The sequence below is a fragment of the Tardiphaga alba genome (genome assembly GCF_018279705.1).
Lineage (GTDB): Bacteria > Pseudomonadota > Alphaproteobacteria > Rhizobiales > Xanthobacteraceae > Tardiphaga > Tardiphaga alba.
Genome location: NZ_CP036498.1, coordinates 633,519 through 650,446, shown reverse-complemented (window position 1 = coordinate 650,446; position 16,928 = coordinate 633,519). Strand labels below are relative to the sequence as shown.

The window sequence follows — 16,928 nt, the reverse complement described above, 5'->3', positions numbered from 1 at the left end:
GACCAACGGCATCCTGTGCGGGCGCGCAGGGGTTGGCAATCCCCTTGAGGTTGCGACACGTTTTCCAGAATTGGAGGGGTTCGGGGACGGTGCGGTGAGGGACGATATGACGAATGGCGCAATGACAGCGATATGTCGCTAAACACTTATTTAACCGCGGTTTTTGCGCCATCCGCCAATTTGCGCAATGTCAGAAGGTGTGGCTGCACGGATACAGCCATCCCGGCTCGACTCCCCTATTGTCCGGGTTCAATTCGAAATGGGGTCCACCATGAAACGTCTTCTTCTCGCCAGCGCCGCACTGATCGGAACCGCCGTCAGCGCCCAGGCAGCTGACATGGCCGTCAAGGCCCCCTACTACAAAGCCCCGGTTGTGGCCGTCTACAACTGGACCGGCTTCTACATCGGCGTGAACGCCGGCGTCGGCGTTGGTCGTGACCGCATCACCCACAGCTTCACCAACGACTCGCTTTATCGTACCCCGCAGGGCGGCTTCGGTGGCGGCCAGATCGGCTGGAATTGGCAGACCGACTCGTTCCTGGGTCCGCTGGTTTATGGCCTCGAAGCCGATATCCAAGGCTCGGGTATGACCGACGGCCGCACAAGTGTGGTCGGCGCCAATACGCTCCCGACCGCCTATAGCCAGAAACTGGACTGGTTCGGCACCGTGCGTGGTCGCCTTGGTCTCGCCACTGGCCCAGTCCTCAGCTACGTCACCGCTGGCTTCGCCTACGGCAACGTGAATTCCACGATCACCGAAACCGGCGTCGGCGCTGTGTCGAGCAGCCGTACGGCAACGGGTTGGACTGTTGGTAGCGGCGTTGAAGCTGCTCTGGGCGGCAACTGGACCGGCAAGATCGAATATCTCTACCTCAACCTGGGCAGCCGCTCGATCGCCTTCGACGCGCCCTTCGCTGGTCAGCTCGCCAACAGCGAACTGCGCGAAAATCTGTTTCGCGTCGGTCTGAACTACCGCATCGGCGGCAACAGCACGTACACCCCGGTGGTTGCAGCCAACTGGACCGGTTGGTACCTCGGCGGCAACGTCGGCTCCGGCACAGGCCGCAGCCCGAGCTCGCTGACTGGCACCAACCCCGTCGTCATCAACGAAGCGTTTAACCTTGCGCCGGATGGCATCAATGGTGGCGCACAGATCGGTTACAACTGGCAGGCTTCCAACTGGGTCTACGGTCTTGAAGCCGACATCCAGGCGTCCAGCCAGCGCGACAACAAGACTGTCGTAGGTTTCGGCAACATCGCCTACGACGCTCGCCTGCCCTGGTTCGGCACTGTTCGTGGCCGCCTCGGCTACTCGGTCGGCTCGACCCTGTTCTACGCCACCGGCGGTTTCGCTTACGGCGGCGTGCACAACAAGCTGTTCAATAACGGCGTTCAGATCGCCGACTTCTCGAGCACCAAGACCGGCTGGACCGCTGGCGCTGGCATCGAGACCCCGTTCAAGCTGCTGGGCCTGTTCGGACCGAACTGGACCTCGAAGACCGAGTATCTTTATGTCGATCTCGGCCGCACCAACGACCTGATCCCGAACGGTGACATCGTGTCGAGCACGAAGACCACCGAGCACATTTTCCGCACCGGCCTGAACTACCACTTCAACACCCCGGTCGTTGCGAAGTACTGATCACGATAACAACAGCGTCAAACAGCAAAACCCCGGCCGAAAGGCCGGGGTTTTTGTTTGATCGTGTATCAGGTCAGGCTTTCGAAGCCACCATCACGAGGCTCGGCACGGGCATCTCGCCTTCGGTACGGATCGAGGCGTTGTCGATGTGTTCGACGACAAGACCCGCAGTGCCGAGCAGGCCGCGCAAATGTGCCTCGCTTTGCGCGAAACGAAGACCGGCGCCGAGGGTGACGCCATCGCCGTTGTGGGTCTCTGCGGTGAAGGCGAACAACCCGCCGGTCTTCAGCACACGCGAGACCTCCATGAACAACGGCGCGAGGTCGTGGATGTAGATCATCATGTCGGCAGCAAGCACGAGATCGGCGCTCGCATCGGACTGCTGCCGCAGGCCATCGACCGCATCGCTCGTCTCCAGCGCCTTGTAAAGCCCCGTCGCCTGCGCGCGCTTGATCATCTCGGCGGAGAGATCGATGCCGATGAATTCCTCGACGCATTTCTGGAATGCTTGCGCGGCGAGACCGGTGCCGCAGCCGAGATCGACGGCGCGGTGGAAACGCATCCGCTGCGACGTCGCTTCGCACACCGCGTCGAACAGCAGCGCCGGACCGCGATAGCCGAGTTCACCAACAAGGGATTGCTCGAATTTCGACGCGTATTGATCATAAAGCGTGGTGACGTAGTGCGGCGACATCGCCGCCAGCTGATCGCCGGTAAGCCGCAACAGCCGCAGGTCTGCGCCTAGGTAATCGGCGCCATCTGTCGCCTTGGCGCGCCGGAACGCCTCGATCGCTCCGGCTTTGTCGCCCTGCCGCTCGCGGATATCGCCTAGCGCGAACCAGGCCGAGGCGAATTCCGGCGCCAGTTCGATGGCCTGCGTGAACAGATCGGCCGCACCCGCGAGATCGCCCCGGAGCTCAAGATCGCGTCCATAATCGAAACGACGGTCGGCGATCATTTCGCCGGATGACATGAAGACGTGCGCCATAAGGGAACCGGGCAAAGCGAGGGGCGTTCGCTCGATGACTTCAACCGGCCCCGAGCGGGCCTATATCATGACCATGCGCCCGCAAGACATCCTGATCCCCGAACCGGCCGGCCTTCTCTGCAAACCCGGTGGATTCCACATCGATCCGGTCAGACCGGTCGATCGTGCGGTCATTACCCACGGCCATTCCGACCACGCCCGCCCCGGCCATGGCGCCGTGCTGGCGACGCGGGAGACGCTGGACATGATGCGGCTGCGCTATGGGGAGAATTTTGCGGGTTCGACGCAGGAAATTTCCTACGGCGAAAGCCTCAAACTCGGCGACGTCACCATCTCCTGCCATCCGGCCGGGCATGTACTCGGCTCCGCGCAGATCGCGGTGACTTGCAAGGGCACCTGCATCGTCGCCTCCGGCGACTACAAGGACGCGCATGATCCGACCTGTACGCCGTTCGAGGTGGTGCCGTGCGATGTGTTCATCACCGAAGCAACGTTCGGCCTGCCGGTGTTTCGGCACGGCGATGCCGCGGATGAGGTGCGCAAGCTGCTGGCCTCCGTTGCACTGTTTCCGGAGCGGGCGCATCTGGTCGGTGCCTATTCGTTGGGAAAGGCGCAGCGGGTGATCAAGCTGATCCGCGAGGCCGGCTACGACGCACCAATCTATCTGCATGGCGCCATGGAGAAGATCACCAGTTACTATCAGCAGCGCGGCATCGATCTCGGCGAGCTGCGCCCGGTGAAGGGCGTGAAGAAGGCCGACCTCGCCGGCACCATCACACTGGCACCGCCATCGGCGACGTCCGATCTGTGGACGCGGCGTTTTCCCGATCCGGTCACGGCCTTTGCATCCGGATGGATGCGCGTGCGTGCGCGCGCGCGGCAGCGTGGCATCGAGCTGCCGCTGATTATTTCCGATCATGCGGATTGGGACGGGCTTTGCGCCACCATCGGCGCGACCGGTGCTGGAGAAATCTGGGTCACGCACGGACAGGAAGATGCGCTGGTGCATTGGTGCCAGAGCAAGGGGCTGATCGCGCGACCGCTGGCGCTGGTGGGCTATGGCGACGAAGAGGAGGAAGAGTCCCTTCCGGCCGGCGAGAGTGCGGACGCATGAACCGCTTTGCCGAGCTGCTGGATCGCCTCGCTTATGAGCCCGGCCGCAACAACAAGCTGCGGCTGCTGGTCGGCTATTTCCGCGAAGTGCCGGATCCCGATCGCGGCTATGCATTGGCGGCGCTGACGGGCGGGCTGTCGTTCAAACATGCGAAGGCTGGATTGATCCGGGACCTGATCGCGTCGCGGACTGATCCGGTGCTGTTCGAACTGTCCTACGACTATGTCGGCGATCTCTCGGAGACAGTGGCATTTATGTGGCCTGCCCCACGCGCCGCCCTTTTTTCACCTCTCCCCACCGGGGAGAGGTCGACGCCGAAGGCGGCGGGTGAGGGGGCGCCACAGGCAACGGCGCATGTGGTGCCCCTCACCCGCGCCCAAGTGGGCGCGACCTCTCCCCGGAGGGAGAGGTGAAGAGCCAGCGCCTTCGCACTTTCACAACAATCCGCCTCCACCCACGCTCACCGAAGTCGTCACCACACTCCGCACGCTTGGCAAATCCGAACTCCCGGCCCAGCTCATGCGCTGGCTCGATGAGCTCGACGAAACCGGACGCTGGGCGCTGCTGAAGCTCGTCACCGGGAGCTTACGCATCGGCATTTCCGCGCGGCTCGCCAAGACGGCCGCTGCGATGCTTGGCGACAAGGACCCGCATGATGTCGAGCTGATCTGGCCGGGCCTGGCGCCGCCTTATGGCGAGCTGTTCGCCTGGCTCGAAGGCCGAGCCGAGAAGCCGGTCAATCTCGATCCCGCGCCGTTCCGGCCGGTGATGCTGGCGCATGCGGTGGAGGACGGCGATCTCGCCAGCCTCAACGCCAGCGAGTTCACAGCCGAATGGAAATGGGACGGCATCCGCATCCAGGCCAATAGCGGCGCGGATGAGGACGGCAAGCTTATTACACGACTCTATTCGCGGTCGGGCGAGGACATCACGGCAAGCTTCCCCGATCTGGTGCCGTCGCTGCGTCTCCCCGGCGCCATCGATGGCGAGCTCCTGGTGCTGCGCGACAAACGCGTGCAGTCGTTCAACGTGTTGCAGCAACGGCTCAACCGCAAGAGCGTGACGCCGAAGCTCATGAAGGATTATCCGATCCATCTGCGCGCCTATGACCTGCTCAGCGACGGCGAGAGCGATTTGCGCGAGCTGCCGTTCGAGGAACGGCGCAGGAGGCTGGAAACCTTCATCGCCGAACTCGACGATGAGCGCATCGATCTCTCCGAGCAGATCGCCTTTACCGATTGGGAAGCACTCACCGCCGCGCGCGCCGATCCCGCCAGTGCTGGCGCCGGCGAGGACGCTGAGGCCGTCGAAGGCGTCATGCTGAAGCGTCGTGATTCCGCTTATGTGCCGGGGCGGCCGAAGGGCCAGTGGTGGAAGTGGAAGCGCGATCCGCATATCATCGACGCTGTGCTGATGTATGCCCAGCGCGGCCATGGCAAGCGCTCATCATTCTATTCGGATTACACCTTCGGCGTCTGGACCGATGGCGATGACGGCGATCGGCTGGTGCCGGTCGGCAAGGCCTATTTCGGCTTCACCGATGAAGAGCTGTTGCAGATCGATCGCTTCGTTCGTCGCAACACGACGGAGAAGTTCGGGCCCGTGCGTCATGTGACGCATGAGCCGGACAAGGGGCTGGTGTTGGAAGTGGCCTTCGAGGGGCTGGCGCGCTCACCGCGGCACAAGTCGGGCGTGGCGATGCGCTTCCCGCGCATCAGCCGCCTGCGCTGGGACAAGCCGCCTCGCGAAGCCGATCGGCTGGAGACGCTGGAGCGGATGTTAAAGGCCGAGGCCTTGTAGCCCGGATGGAGCGCAGCGTAATCCGGGAATCAGAGTATCAGCAATTCGCCGGTCCCCGGATTTCGCTGCGCTCCATCCGGGCTACGACCCTACGTCTTGACGCCGCAGCCGGGTTCCCCATCTCCCTCATACCGACTAAGATCAACGCGCCATTTCGCGCAGGAGAGCACGATGCAACCAAACGAGACCCGCGACGCTTCGGGGCGCAGTCTGCCGGCACAGAATGACGGCCTGTCACGCTTCCTTGGTGGATCGCCGCTCGCGGTGCTCGGCCGCCTGGTGCTGCTGTCGGTCCTGGTTGGCGTGGTGCTCGCGGCCATCGGCTTCGATCCGTGGAATATCGTGTATTCGATCCGCCGCCTGTTCCAGTGGATCTACGACTTCGGCTTCGATGCCATCAGCGGGCTGTGGCGCTATTTCCTGCTGGGCGCGGTGATCGTGGTGCCGATCTGGCTGATCTCGCGGTTGTTCAGTTCGCGGCGCTGATGGGTACTACCAACTGTCGTTATCCGCGCAAGCGGGTAACCCAGTAGACGCAAGCATCAGCGCTTCATCATTCCCGATGCTGTTTACTGGGTTGCCCGGTCAAGCCGGGCAACGACAGAAACTGCACAATGACGACAACGGCCTCCCCCATATTCCATCCCGCCACCACCCGCGATGTGTTCTCCATCGCGGGGCCGGCGATGCTGGCCAATCTCACCACGCCGATGCTCGGCATCGTCGCGACCATGGCGATCGGCCGGCTCGGCGACGCGACGCTGCTCGGCGGCGTGGCGATGGCGTCGGTGCTGTTCGACTGCACATTCTGGCTGTTCGGCTTCCTGCGCATGAGCACGGTGGCTTTCACCGCGCAAGCGCTGGGCGCCGACGACCGGCAGGAACTGCGGGCGCTGCTGCCGCGCGGCTTCATCATCTCCGGTGCCATCGGCGCGCTACTGATCCTGCTGCAGGTGCCGCTCGCTTATGTGCTGCTCACCGCCATGGGCGGCAGCGCGGGGGTCACCGAGGCGGCCCATCACTATTTCACCGTGCGCATCTGGTCGGCGCCGCTGGTGCTGTCGAACTTCGTCGTGGTCGGCTGGCTGGTCGGCCAGGCGCGCGCCTCGCTGGCGCTGGGTGTGCAGATCGTCATCAACGCCGTCAACATGGCGACAACGCTGCTGTTCGTGCTGGTGCTCGACATGAGCATCGTTGGCGCCGCAGCGGCGTCGGTGGTGGCCGAGGGCACCGGTCTTCTGCTCGGCGTCATCATCGCATGGCGGATCACCGGTGGCAGGCTCACCGCACCATGGGCAGTGCTGCTGGAGCGCGACAAGCTCACGCACACGATGGCGGTCAATCGCGACATCCTGATCCGCACGGCAGCGCTGATCACTGCCTTTCTGTTCTTCACGGCGCAGGGCGCGCGGGCGGGCGATCTCACCCTCGCCGCCAATTCCGTGCTTGGCAATTTCCTACTGATCAGCGCCTTCTTTCTCGATGGCCTCGCCAGCGCGGCCGAGCAGCTCTGCGGGCGCGCCTATGGCGCACGCAATCGTCTCGGCTTTGTCAGTGCCGTCAGGCTGGTGATCGTCTGGGGCTTTGGCTTCGCCATCGCGCTGAGCCTGATCTATGCGCTCGGCGGTGGCGTACTGATCGATGCGATGACGGCGAGCGCCGATGTGCGCGTGCTGGCGCGCGAATTTCTCTGGCTGGTGGCGCTGGCGCCGGTGCTGGGCGTATTCGCCTTTGCCTATGACGGCGTGTTCATCGGTGCCACCTGGGCGCGCGACATGCGCAATCTGATGGTGCTGTCGCTGGTGTGCTTCTTTGCGGGATGGTTCCTGCTGAAGCCGTGGGGCAATGCCGGCCTTTGGGGCGCGCTGCTGGTGCATTACATCGCACGCGGCGGGTTGCAGGCAATGAGGTATCCGGCGTTGTTGAGGAAGACGTTTTCGTAGCCCGGATGGAGCGAAGCGCAACCCGGGAATCAGGGCATCAGCACATTGCCGGTCCCCGGATTTCGCTACGCTCCATCCGGGCTACAAGTTACACCGGCCAATCTTCCGCGGTAATCGTCGCCGCATCCGCGCCGACGATCTCGGACAGCGAATCTCGTCCCGTACGCAGCAGCGTTGACGAGAGATCCGACTTGATCGCATCGACCAGGCCAAGCCCCTTATAGACCAGCGACGAATAGACCTGGATCAGGCTCGCACCGGCGCGGATTTTTGTGAGCGCAGCGCCACCGCTATCAATGCCGCCGGCACCAATCAGCGGGAAGGCACCCTCCACGCGCACAAAAGTTTCGGCGACCATGCGTGTGGAAAGGCGAAACAGCGGACGCCCGGACAGGCCGCCGGTTTCCGTGGCCTTCGCCTTGTCGCGCAGGCTGGGCGGGCGGCCGATGGTGGTGTTGGCGACGATCATGCCATCGACGCCGCGGGAACGGGCCACATGCACGACATCGTCGAGATCGGCGAGGCCGAGATCCGGCGCGATCTTCAGGAGCACCGGCGACTCACCGGCGGTCTTGCGAACGCGGTCGCGCGCCTCGATGACGCGGGCGAGCAGATCGTTCAGCTCGGAGGCCTGCTGCAGGTTGCGCAGGCCCGGCGTGTTTGGCGAGGAGACATTGACGGTGAAATAGCTGGCCACCGGCGCAAAAGTCTCGATCAGCTTCACATAGTCCTGCGTGCGATCGGTGGACTCTTTGTTTGCACCCACATTGACACCGACGATGCCACCGCGTTGCGCGCGCGCCGCGAGGCGTCGCAGCACGGGCTCGGCCCCCTCGCTGTTGAAGCCGAAACGGTTGATCACCGCTTCATCGCGCTCAAGACGAAACAAACGCGGACGCGGATTGCCAGGCTGCGGCAGCGGCGTCACCGTGCCGATCTCGGCAAAGCCGAAGCCGAGGCGCAGCAGCGCGTCCGGCGCTTCGGCATGTTTGTCGAAGCCGGCGGCGATGCCGATGGGGTTCGGGAAATTCAGGCCGAAGGCTCGCACTGCGAGCTTCGGATCATCCGGTCGCGGCTTTGCATAAGGCAGCAGTTTCAGCCCGCGGATGGCGAGGCGGTGGGCATCTTCCGGATCCAGCATGCGCAGCATCGGCAGGGAAAAGGCATCGAAGGCACGGATCACTTAAGACAACTCCGGAATGACATGGCTGCCGTCGGCGCGCAGCCGCAGGTCCATCACGGCGGTGACGGTGCCGAGATCGAGCTCGCCATAAAGATGCGGAAACAGGTCGCCGCCACGGGAAGGCTCCCAGCGCAATTCGTCGCCGAGCGCGTCCCTGTCCACTGCGATCAGAAACAGGCCGCTCTGGCCGCTATAATACTTCTTCAACGTGCCATCGAGCTGGGCGGCGGTGGAAAAATGGATGAAGCCGTCCCGGATGTCGTCGGCGCTGCCGCGATAGGTGCCCTGGCGTTCGGCTTCGCGCCATTGCGGCGCCGGACAGATTTTATAGATGCTGCGCAATCGCCGGGCTTTCCAACTGACGGGCTTTCCAGATTCTTCTCGAAGTTGTTCTCGGTGGCGTGCGGACGACCCGCGATACGTCCGTTCGGGTGTCGGCGGCCGACCGTATCGGCGGCGAGGTCGCAACTCAAGGCCGCACATTTTTTTCAGATCCCAGTTGCGTAAATCCCGGAACCGCGGCAATAATTCCTAGTTGCCATCACGACTCACCGTGCCAGGCGAATGCCGGGCCATGACGCCGAGGGACGAGACCCATGCTGACCCATGCCCAGATCTGGAACGCACTCGACCTGCTCGCCGAACGCAACGGTATGACCGCATCTGCGCTCGCCAAGAAGGCGGGACTGGACGCCACGACGTTCAACAAATCCAAGCGCATCACCAATGAGGGGCGCGAGCGCTGGCCTTCGACCGAGTCGGTGTCGAAAGCGCTGCAGGCAACCGGTGTGCCGATCGAGGCCTTCGTGTCGCTGATCGAGGGCACGCGAAAGATCGTGCAATCGGTGCCGTTGCTCGGCTTCGCGCAAGCGGGCCAAGGCGGGTTCTTCGACGATGCCGGCTTTCCGGTCGGCAGCAAGGGCTGGGACGAAGTCGGCCTGCCCTCGGTGAATGACGAACACGCCTATGCGCTGACGATCTCGGGCGATTCGATGAAGCCGGCCTATCGCGACGGCGACATCATCGTGGTGTCGCCGAATGCTCAGATCCGCAAGGGTGACCGCGTCGTGGTGAAGACCCGGGATGGCGAGGTGATGGCCAAGGAGCTGAAGCGCCGGACCACCAAGCTGCTGGAGCTGCAGTCGCTCAATCCGAGCCATGTGGACCGCAGTTTTGCAGTGCAAGATATCGAGTGGATTGCCCGGATCGTGTGGGCCAGTCAGTAAAACGCCAGATTTTCTACTCGAACGGGTAATTATATCACCTGAAAACGTGAGGGTGCCGCTATCTTTGCGGGAACCGATCGCCTAGTGCTGCCTCGTTGTCAAAGTTCCACACGAGGAAAGCATCATGAGCCATCTGTCGAAACTCGCTGCATGTGCCGGTGCGCTGGCATTTTTCACCCAGATCGTCCCCGCTTCGGCAAAGCCGATGACCTGCGTCGCGGTCTCCGAAAAGCAGATCGAAGGCCTGTTCGATCGCTGGAATGCGTCGCTGCAGACGCTGGATCCGGTCAAGGTCACCGATAATTACGCGGCCGACGCCGTCTTGCTGCCGACCGTCTCCAACACGCCCCGCACCAACCGCGCCAGCATCCAGGCCTATTTCGTCGAATTCCTGCAGAAGCGGCCGAAGGGCGTGATCAACACAAGGACGGTGCGGATCGGCTGCAACTCGGCGAGCGATGTCGGGACTTATACGTTCACGCTGGCCGGCAAGGCGCCGGGCGAGACCGTCCAGGTGCAGGCGCGCTACAGCTACAACTATGTCTATCGCGACGGAAAATGGCTGATCGCACATCACCACTCATCGGCAATGCCCGAACCGATCGCACCGGCAACGGCTTCGGCTGCGCCGAAGTAACAACGACAACGAGCATTTTCATCGCCCGGCTCGACCGGGCGATCCAGTAAGCGCTGGCGGTTGTGCTGTCACTGGCAGCCGTGAGTACTGGGTCACCCGGTCAAGCCGGGTGACGACAGTCGGAGCTTACGCGCTCCGGGCCAGCGCCCCGTCGATCATGTTGATCGCATTCTGCACGCCGTAGACAGCCACGAACGAGCCGAAGCGCGGGCCTTTCTCCTGGCCGAGCAGCACTTGATACAGCATGTTGAACCAGTCCAGCGACACGCCGGGGCGGCCATCCTTGGCCGGCTTCTTGTGATCGAGGAACGGTTCGCGGCGGCCGATCTCGTAGACGGCGTTCTGGATGTCCTCGGCCGTCGTCTCTGCGGGAAGGCGCGACAGCGCATCCCGGAGATCCTGCAGCGCCACGCGCTCGACATCGGTGGGCTCGCGGAAGGTTTTCGTGGGCGCAACAAAATCGCGATAGTAGTTGATCGCATAACCGACCATCGCATCCAGCTTCGGATGCGTCGCGGCACTCACGCCCGGGCGATAGCGGCCGATAAAGCCCCACAGCGTGTCGGCATTCTCCGCGTTCGACGACGACACCAGCGTCAGCAGCAGCTGAAACGTGACCGGCATGTCCACCTTCGGCGGATTGCCGGCATGGATGTGCCAGACCGGATTGGACAGCTGCTGTTTGGCGTCCTGGCGGTTGTAGCCGTCGCTGAACTGCTGATACTCATCGACATTGCGCGGGATGACGTCGAAGAACAGACGCTTCGCCGCCTTCGGCTCGCGATACATGAACAGCGACAGCGATTCCGGCGAAGCGTAGCGCAGCCATTCGTCGATGGTCAGGCCGTTGCCCTTCGACTTCGAGATCTTGCCGCCGTTCTCGTCGAGGAAGAGCTCGTAATTGAAGCCTTCCGGCGCCGTGCCGCCGAGCGCCGCGCAGATCTTGCCCGAGAGCTTGACGGAGTCGATGAGATCCTTGCCGGCCATTTCGTAATCGACGCCGAGTGCAGCCCAGCGCAATGCCCAGTCCGCCTTCCACTGGCACTTCACCGCGCCGCCGGTGACGGGCGTGGTGACCTCTTCATTCGTATCGGGATCGATATAAGTGATCGTGCCGGCCTTCACGTCGCGGCGGATCATCGGCACCTGCAGCACCACGCCGGTGGTCTTGCTGACCGGCAGGAATGGCGAATAGGTGGCGCGGCGATCGGGGCCGAGCGTCGGCAGGATGATGTCCATCACCTTGTCGTAGACTTCGAGCATGCGCAGCAGCGTGGCGTCGAAACGGCCGGACTTGTAGTAGTCGGTGCTTGATGCGAATTCGTAGTCGAAGCCGAAATGATCGAGGAAGGCGCGCAGCCGCGCATTGTTGGCCGCGCCGAACGATACGCCCTCTTCGATTGGATCCGGCACTGATGTCAGCGGCTTGCCGAGATGCTGTGCCAGCATCTCCTTGTTCGGCACATTGTCCGGCACCTTGCGGAAACCGTCCATGTCGTCCGAGAAGGCGAGCAGGCGCGTCTTGATCTTGTCTTCGGTGAGAACGCGGAAGGCATGACGCACCATGGTGGTGCGCGCCACTTCGCCGAAGGTGCCAATATGCGGCAGGCCCGAGGGGCCGTAGCCGGTCTCGAACAGCACTTCGTCCTTCGGATGTTTCTTCAAGCGAGCCACCAGCGCCTTCGCCTGCTCGAACGGCCAGGCGTTGGAAGTTTCGGCGAGCGCACGCAGATCGCTCGGGCTCATGGTGGTTTCAGCAGTCGACATAATCAGATGGCCTCCGGGCCGCGGAACCTAGCGGCTCCGCACGCAAATGCCAAACCGCTAAATGTGAGAAATCAGAACGGGCTGACGGAAAAGTATTTCAGCCACAGATCGGTGTAGCGGCCTTTTTCCCAGGTGCGGAACAGGGCCCAGTTCAGCGCCTGGCGCAGCGTGTCGTTGCCCTTGCGGACGCCGATGCCGATGCCTTCGCCGAAGAAACGGCTTTCGATGAACGGCCCGCCGCTGAAGGCGCAGCAATCGGACGAGTCAGACCCATTGATCCAGAACGCCAGCGAGATCGCATCGCCGAAGATGACATCGACCTCGCTCTTGCGCAGCGCCTGGCGCAGCGCGTCCTCGTTCGGGAATGTCACCAGCACGGCATCGGTGAACATCGCCTTGAGGAAGGCTTCATGGGCGGTTCCAGCGATCACGCCGATCTTCTTGCCCTCGAGATATTCCGGGCGCAGCTCCTTCATGACCGCATCCTTGCGCGCCACGAAGCGGCCGGGGGCGCGATAATAAGGGTCGGTGAAGTCGACGCGGGCACGGATCGCCGGGGTCACCGCCATGGAGGCAATGATGGCGTCGCCGCGATTACTGGCAATGGCATCCAGCAGCGTCTCGAACCGGCGCATCTGGATGGTGCAAGTCACCTTGATCTCCTCGCAGAGCTGGCGCGCGAGATCGACATTGAAACCGGCGGGGTTGCCGTCCGGGCCGGTATAGTTGAAGGGCGGATAATCGGTCTCGGTGAGGAAGCGGATTACGGTGAGGCGCGACAGGTCGGGCCGCTCCGGGCGGCGGCGCGGGTCCCAGAAACCGGGGACGGCCTGCGCGCCGGGCTGGCTTCCCTGCTGCGTGGACAGGCTCGGCGCCAATGGCGGCACCGGTGCCTGAGCCTGAGCCTGAGCCTGAGCGGCCGTCCATGCCCCCGCCAGCAACGCACCGGCAAGACAACCCGCCACCAAGGCTGCGCGCGCACACACCTGTAGTATTCGCTTGAAGATGCTAGCCATCTGTGGTTGCATGAAGTGTATCCGGTTGCGATCTTATAGACGATCCGCCCGGAGACGCGAGGGGCGTTTGCAGCATCGTTAGTGGCGTGAGGGGCGTAACATGGCCCTGTTGGACCATGACGGTTATCCAGAGCCATTCCTGTCGCCGGGCCGGGCATTGCTACCGCGCCAAGGACAACGCCTGCCCGACAATGACAATGATCTTCCTCGCGATGTCCTGCCCATCGCTCCCGAACTGTATTGCCTGGTCGGATTGATTGCGTTTCCCACGTTGACCGCCGCGACCAATCGCAGCTACAGAGTCGGTGTCGGCGCCAATCAGATCCTCATCGACTGGGGAGAGATCGACGAGGCGAGCTATATCCGGCATCTGGCGGCACATCTCGGCATTCCGGTCGCACCGCTGGGCGAAGGCGTTCGCGGCCACCGCCCGTTGGCGCCGGAAGACTATGCATCGGCGGCAACGATGGGACTTCTGTCGGCACGCCACGGACCCGGCTCGAGTTTCGTCGTCGCGCCGCGCTTCCTGTCGTCACGAAGGCTGACGGAACTGGCGCTAGAGCGGCCCGAACTGATCGCAGGGTTCGAACTCGCAACCACGCAGGCGTTCAACCGCTTCCTGACGGCGCAAGCAAGCGCGCCGCTGGCAGACATGGCAGCCAACGGCCTCGCGAAGCGCTGGCCGGCACTGTCGGCTGCCTCCGGAAGTGTGTCTGGGTGGCGCGGCGTCGGACGCGCGATGCTCATCATGGGTATCGCCGCAGCTCTCGTCTTCCCGTCGCTGCTCGGCGAAGCGATCTGGACTGCATTTCTGACCGTGGCGTTTCTCGCTTTCGCCGTCTTCCGCCTGCTCGGCGGTCTCGTCCCCCACCTGCCAGAACCGAAACCGTCGCGCCTCCCCGATGCGCGACTGCCGGTCTATACCGTGATGGTCGCGCTCTATCGCGAGGCGACATCGGTTGCTCCCTTGATGCAGGCGATCGAGAACCTCGACTATCCCCGCGAGAAGCTCGACGTGATCCTGGTCACGGAAGCCGACGATGACGTCACCCGCCGGGCGATTGCACGACTCGGCATCAAGCCGCATGTCCATGTCGTCACCGTCCCCGCCATTGGCCCGCAGACCAAGCCGAAGGCGCTGAACTATGCGCTGCCATTCGCCAAAGGCAGCTTTGTCGCCGTATTCGATGCCGAAGACCGCCCAGAACCCGGACAGTTGCGCGCGGCGCTGACGGCGTTCGCGCATCACGGCGATGACCTCGCTTGCGTTCAGGCCAGCCTGTGCATCGACAACGGCTCCGAGAGCCTGTTGTCGCGCATGTTCGCTGCCGAATATGCCGGCCAGTTCGATGTCTTTCTGCGCGGCCTGTCGGCGATGAACTTGCCGCTGCCGCTGGGCGGATCGTCCAATCATTTCCGGACCGATCTGCTCCGGCATGTCGGCGGCTGGGACGCTTACAATGTCACCGAGGATGCCGATCTCGGCATTCGCCTGGCACGCTTCGGCTATCGATCGATGACATTCGCCTCGGCGACCTATGAGGAAGCTCCGATCCATCTTGGCGCCTGGCTGCGGCAGCGATCCCGCTGGATGAAAGGGTGGATGCAAACGGCCGGCGTGCATCTCATGCATCCGCGCCAACTGTATCGCGATCTCGGATGGCGCAAATCGATCGCGGTCGTGCTGATCGCAGGCGGCAACGCGCTCACCGCCCTCGCCTACCCGCTTCTGCTTGTGGAAGCGCTGTTGTGGTCGATCTCCGCGCAACACAACGGAGATCCAATCGGCCTTGCGACGAACCCGCTGATTTTACTGCACCTGACAGCGATCTGCGCCGGCTATATCTCCACCGTCACTGTCGGGCTGCTGGGCCTCCGCAAGCGGAGACAGCTCCGCCAGGCCTGGATCCTGCTGCTGGCGCCGGTCTATTGGGGCTTGCTGTCCATCGCCGCGTGGCGGGCGTTGTGGCAGTTGCTGCGCGAGCCGCATCGCTGGGAAAAGACCCAGCATGCGGTATCGCCACGCTCCAAAGCGATGCGATCGGCTTAGAGATACCGCTTCAAGTCTTTCGCGGCATCTTCCGGCGAGCGCTTCAGGTTGAACGGCGCGACGAAATTGCCGTCCTTGTCCATCAGATAGATCAGCGCGGTATGATCCATCGTGTAGTCGCCGTCCTTGGTCGGGACCTTCTTCGCATAAACGCGATAGCCGGTGATGATCTTGGCGACTTCCTCGGGCGTTCCGGTCAGGCCTTTCAGATGCGGATCGAAAGAGGAGAGATAATCTTTCATGATCGCCGCGGTGTCGCGCTCGGGATCGACCGAAACGAAATAGGTGTTCAGCTTGCCGGCATCTGGGCCCAGCGTGCGCAGCACTTCGGACATCTCAAACAGTGCGGTCGGGCAAATATCCGGGCAATGCGTGAAGCCGAAGAAGACCAGCGACGGCTTGCCCTTCAGGCTCTGCTCGGTGACCTTCTGGCCGGATTGATCGGTGAGCTGGAACTGGCCACCGATAGCAGCCGGCGCCGCAACGCCCTTGAAGCCGCTGAACCCGCCGGAGAGCCACAGCACGAGCAGCAACCCTGCGGCGAGGCTGCCGGCAAAAGCCGCGATGATGACCAGCGGACGGGTGGAGCTACTCATTGAATATTTCCTGGAATGTTTCCCGAACTCACATGCAGGCGGCGATGCCGCTCTTCACCATCTCGAAAAAGACGGTGGTGCCGTAATAGGCCCACAGGCCGATGGCACTGACGACGAGCAGGCCGGTAAAGGCGGCTGCGGCGCCCACGATCAGCGTCGCCGCGCGCGACGGCTGCGATGCCACGTGGTCAGGAGCGGATACCGGCTGCATTGACGAACCTCAATCGACAGGCATCCCGCGGGACGCCTGCATACAGGTTCCAGATAGGCCGAGTTGCGAGCCTGGGCAAGCGTCGGCAGGGTCGCATCGATCAAGTGATGGAGAGCGGAAATCACCGCATCGAGGCGCGGGCGTCCATGTAGCAGGGCTTGTACATGCTCGCGAGCTGCGGGCCGCGGAGGAACACCATCTGCGGCTTGAGGCCGCCGCGCTTGGCGATCCAGCGGCGGATATTCGACGGATACATCGAATACAGCATCCGGGTCGCTTCACGGTTGGTGACGGCGCGACCGTTGGCGCCCGGATCCCATGCGGCATGGAAACCGAGCGTGGCATTCGGGTCACGCAGATGCGGTCATGCGGAACGGCGCCGAGCACGATAGTGCAGGCCGAGGCGCAGAGGCCGTCGATGACAACGGTTTCGCCCGAGGAGCGCAGGCCCTGATATTTATCGACATAGGTTCCGATCCGGCCGCCGCGGTCATCGGCGATGCGGACCACGGCGTGGCTTGCACCGACGCTTGCGACCAGAAAGCCTGCCACCAACAGAACCGCCGCCAGCAAGCCCGTCACGAATTTCATGCTCAGCCCCAAAACCTGTCGATCCCGAATCTGTCTGTCCCGGTGATGCGGGACCTGATCAGCGTGTTGTCGAAACGACTTTTTGTCCAGCGACACGTGATGACGGCAAGTCGATTCAAATCGAGTGTTGCGCGCGGGATGCAGTGACGGGAACGCAGGTATCA

General features: G+C 63.1%; 15 protein-coding genes and 2 pseudogenes. 9 read left to right on the top strand and 8 right to left on the bottom strand.

Annotated elements, in window-relative coordinates:
- The first annotated feature begins 271 nt into the window (after positions 1 to 271).
- Complete coding sequence (locus tag RPMA_RS03075; protein WP_211911484.1) at positions 272 to 1,642, top strand: outer membrane protein; 1,371 nt, start codon at positions 272 to 274, stop codon at positions 1,640 to 1,642.
- 73 nt (positions 1,643 to 1,715) lie between these two features.
- Here the strand turns inward: RPMA_RS03075 and RPMA_RS03070 are convergent, their stop codons facing one another.
- Positions 1,716 to 2,615: a methyltransferase domain-containing protein gene (locus RPMA_RS03070; RefSeq protein WP_249225529.1), complete on the bottom strand. Its 900-nt coding sequence runs from the start codon at positions 2,613 to 2,615 to the stop codon at positions 1,716 to 1,718.
- A gap of 88 nt (positions 2,616 to 2,703) precedes the next feature.
- On the opposite strand from RPMA_RS03070, the gene RPMA_RS03065 reads away from it, so the two are divergent.
- The 4 genes and pseudogenes from RPMA_RS03065 (at position 2,704) to RPMA_RS03050 (ending at position 7,487) form a co-directional block, all read left to right on the top strand.
- Positions 2,704 to 3,744: a ligase-associated DNA damage response exonuclease gene (locus tag RPMA_RS03065; RefSeq protein WP_211913406.1), complete on the top strand. Its 1,041-nt coding sequence runs from the start codon at positions 2,704 to 2,706 to the stop codon at positions 3,742 to 3,744.
- Positions 3,741 to 5,544: pseudogene (locus RPMA_RS03060) on the top strand (cisplatin damage response ATP-dependent DNA ligase). The gene RPMA_RS03065 and the pseudogene RPMA_RS03060 overlap by 4 nt, the downstream one beginning before the upstream one ends.
- Positions 5,545 to 5,715: 171 nt before the next feature.
- A complete protein-coding gene (locus RPMA_RS03055; protein ID WP_211911482.1) occupies positions 5,716 to 6,030 on the top strand; it encodes a DUF6460 domain-containing protein in 315 nt (104 codons plus the stop codon).
- A gap of 128 nt (positions 6,031 to 6,158) precedes the next feature.
- A complete protein-coding gene (locus RPMA_RS03050; protein ID WP_211911481.1) occupies positions 6,159 to 7,487 on the top strand; it encodes an MATE family efflux transporter in 1,329 nt (442 codons plus the stop codon).
- 88 nt (positions 7,488 to 7,575) lie between these two features.
- On the opposite strand, the gene RPMA_RS03045 is transcribed toward RPMA_RS03050, so the two are convergent.
- A complete protein-coding gene (locus RPMA_RS03045) occupies positions 7,576 to 8,670 on the bottom strand; it encodes a quinone-dependent dihydroorotate dehydrogenase (RefSeq protein ID WP_211911480.1) in 1,095 nt (364 codons plus the stop codon).
- Positions 8,671 to 9,012 (bottom strand): DUF952 domain-containing protein, encoded by a 342-nt coding sequence (locus tag RPMA_RS03040; RefSeq protein WP_211911479.1) that lies wholly within the window; start codon positions 9,010 to 9,012, stop codon positions 8,671 to 8,673.
- Between the two features lie 254 nt (positions 9,013 to 9,266).
- Here RPMA_RS03040 and RPMA_RS03035 point away from each other — a divergent pair, with 254 nt between their 5' ends.
- Both RPMA_RS03035 and RPMA_RS03030 read left to right on the top strand, forming a co-directional pair.
- A complete protein-coding gene (locus tag RPMA_RS03035; protein WP_211911478.1) occupies positions 9,267 to 9,896 on the top strand; it encodes a S24 family peptidase in 630 nt (209 codons plus the stop codon).
- Positions 9,897 to 10,020: 124 nt separating this feature from the next.
- The gene (locus tag RPMA_RS03030; protein ID WP_249225528.1) at positions 10,021 to 10,533 is read left to right on the top strand and encodes an SgcJ/EcaC family oxidoreductase; all 513 of its coding nucleotides are present in this window, start codon (positions 10,021 to 10,023) and stop codon (positions 10,531 to 10,533) included.
- Between the two features lie 126 nt (positions 10,534 to 10,659).
- Here RPMA_RS03030 and RPMA_RS03025 read toward each other — a convergent pair whose 3' ends face one another.
- The gene (locus RPMA_RS03025) at positions 10,660 to 12,300 is read right to left on the bottom strand and encodes a lysine--tRNA ligase (RefSeq protein WP_211911477.1); all 1,641 of its coding nucleotides are present in this window, start codon (positions 12,298 to 12,300) and stop codon (positions 10,660 to 10,662) included.
- A gap of 71 nt (positions 12,301 to 12,371) precedes the next feature.
- Positions 12,372 to 13,328 carry a transporter substrate-binding domain-containing protein gene (locus RPMA_RS03020; RefSeq protein ID WP_211911476.1) on the bottom strand — a complete coding sequence of 319 codons (957 nt, stop codon included), beginning with the start codon at positions 13,326 to 13,328 and terminating at the stop codon, positions 12,372 to 12,374.
- A gap of 88 nt (positions 13,329 to 13,416) precedes the next feature.
- Here RPMA_RS03020 and RPMA_RS03015 point away from each other — a divergent pair, with 88 nt between their 5' ends.
- Entirely contained in the window at positions 13,417 to 15,366 is a 1,950-nt protein-coding gene (locus RPMA_RS03015; protein ID WP_211911475.1) for a glycosyltransferase, read from the top strand.
- Here RPMA_RS03015 and RPMA_RS03010 read toward each other — a convergent pair.
- The 3 genes and pseudogenes from RPMA_RS03010 to RPMA_RS03000 form a co-directional block, all read right to left on the bottom strand.
- On the bottom strand, positions 15,363 to 15,962 hold the full coding sequence (locus RPMA_RS03010) for an SCO family protein (RefSeq protein ID WP_211911474.1): 600 nt from the start codon (positions 15,960 to 15,962) through the stop codon (positions 15,363 to 15,365). The genes RPMA_RS03015 and RPMA_RS03010 overlap by 4 nt on opposite strands.
- A 28-nt stretch (positions 15,963 to 15,990) precedes the next feature.
- A complete protein-coding gene (locus RPMA_RS03005; protein ID WP_211911473.1) occupies positions 15,991 to 16,173 on the bottom strand; it encodes a hypothetical protein in 183 nt (60 codons plus the stop codon).
- A gap of 121 nt (positions 16,174 to 16,294) precedes the next feature.
- A pseudogene (locus RPMA_RS03000) lies at positions 16,295 to 16,650 on the bottom strand (hypothetical protein).
- Between RPMA_RS03000 and RPMA_RS27930 the strand changes: the two are divergent.
- On the top strand, positions 16,540 to 16,911 hold the full coding sequence (locus tag RPMA_RS27930; protein ID WP_249225787.1) for a hypothetical protein: 372 nt from the start codon (positions 16,540 to 16,542) through the stop codon (positions 16,909 to 16,911). The pseudogene RPMA_RS03000 and the gene RPMA_RS27930 overlap by 111 nt on opposite strands.
- The last annotated feature ends 17 nt before the right edge of the window (positions 16,912 to 16,928 follow it).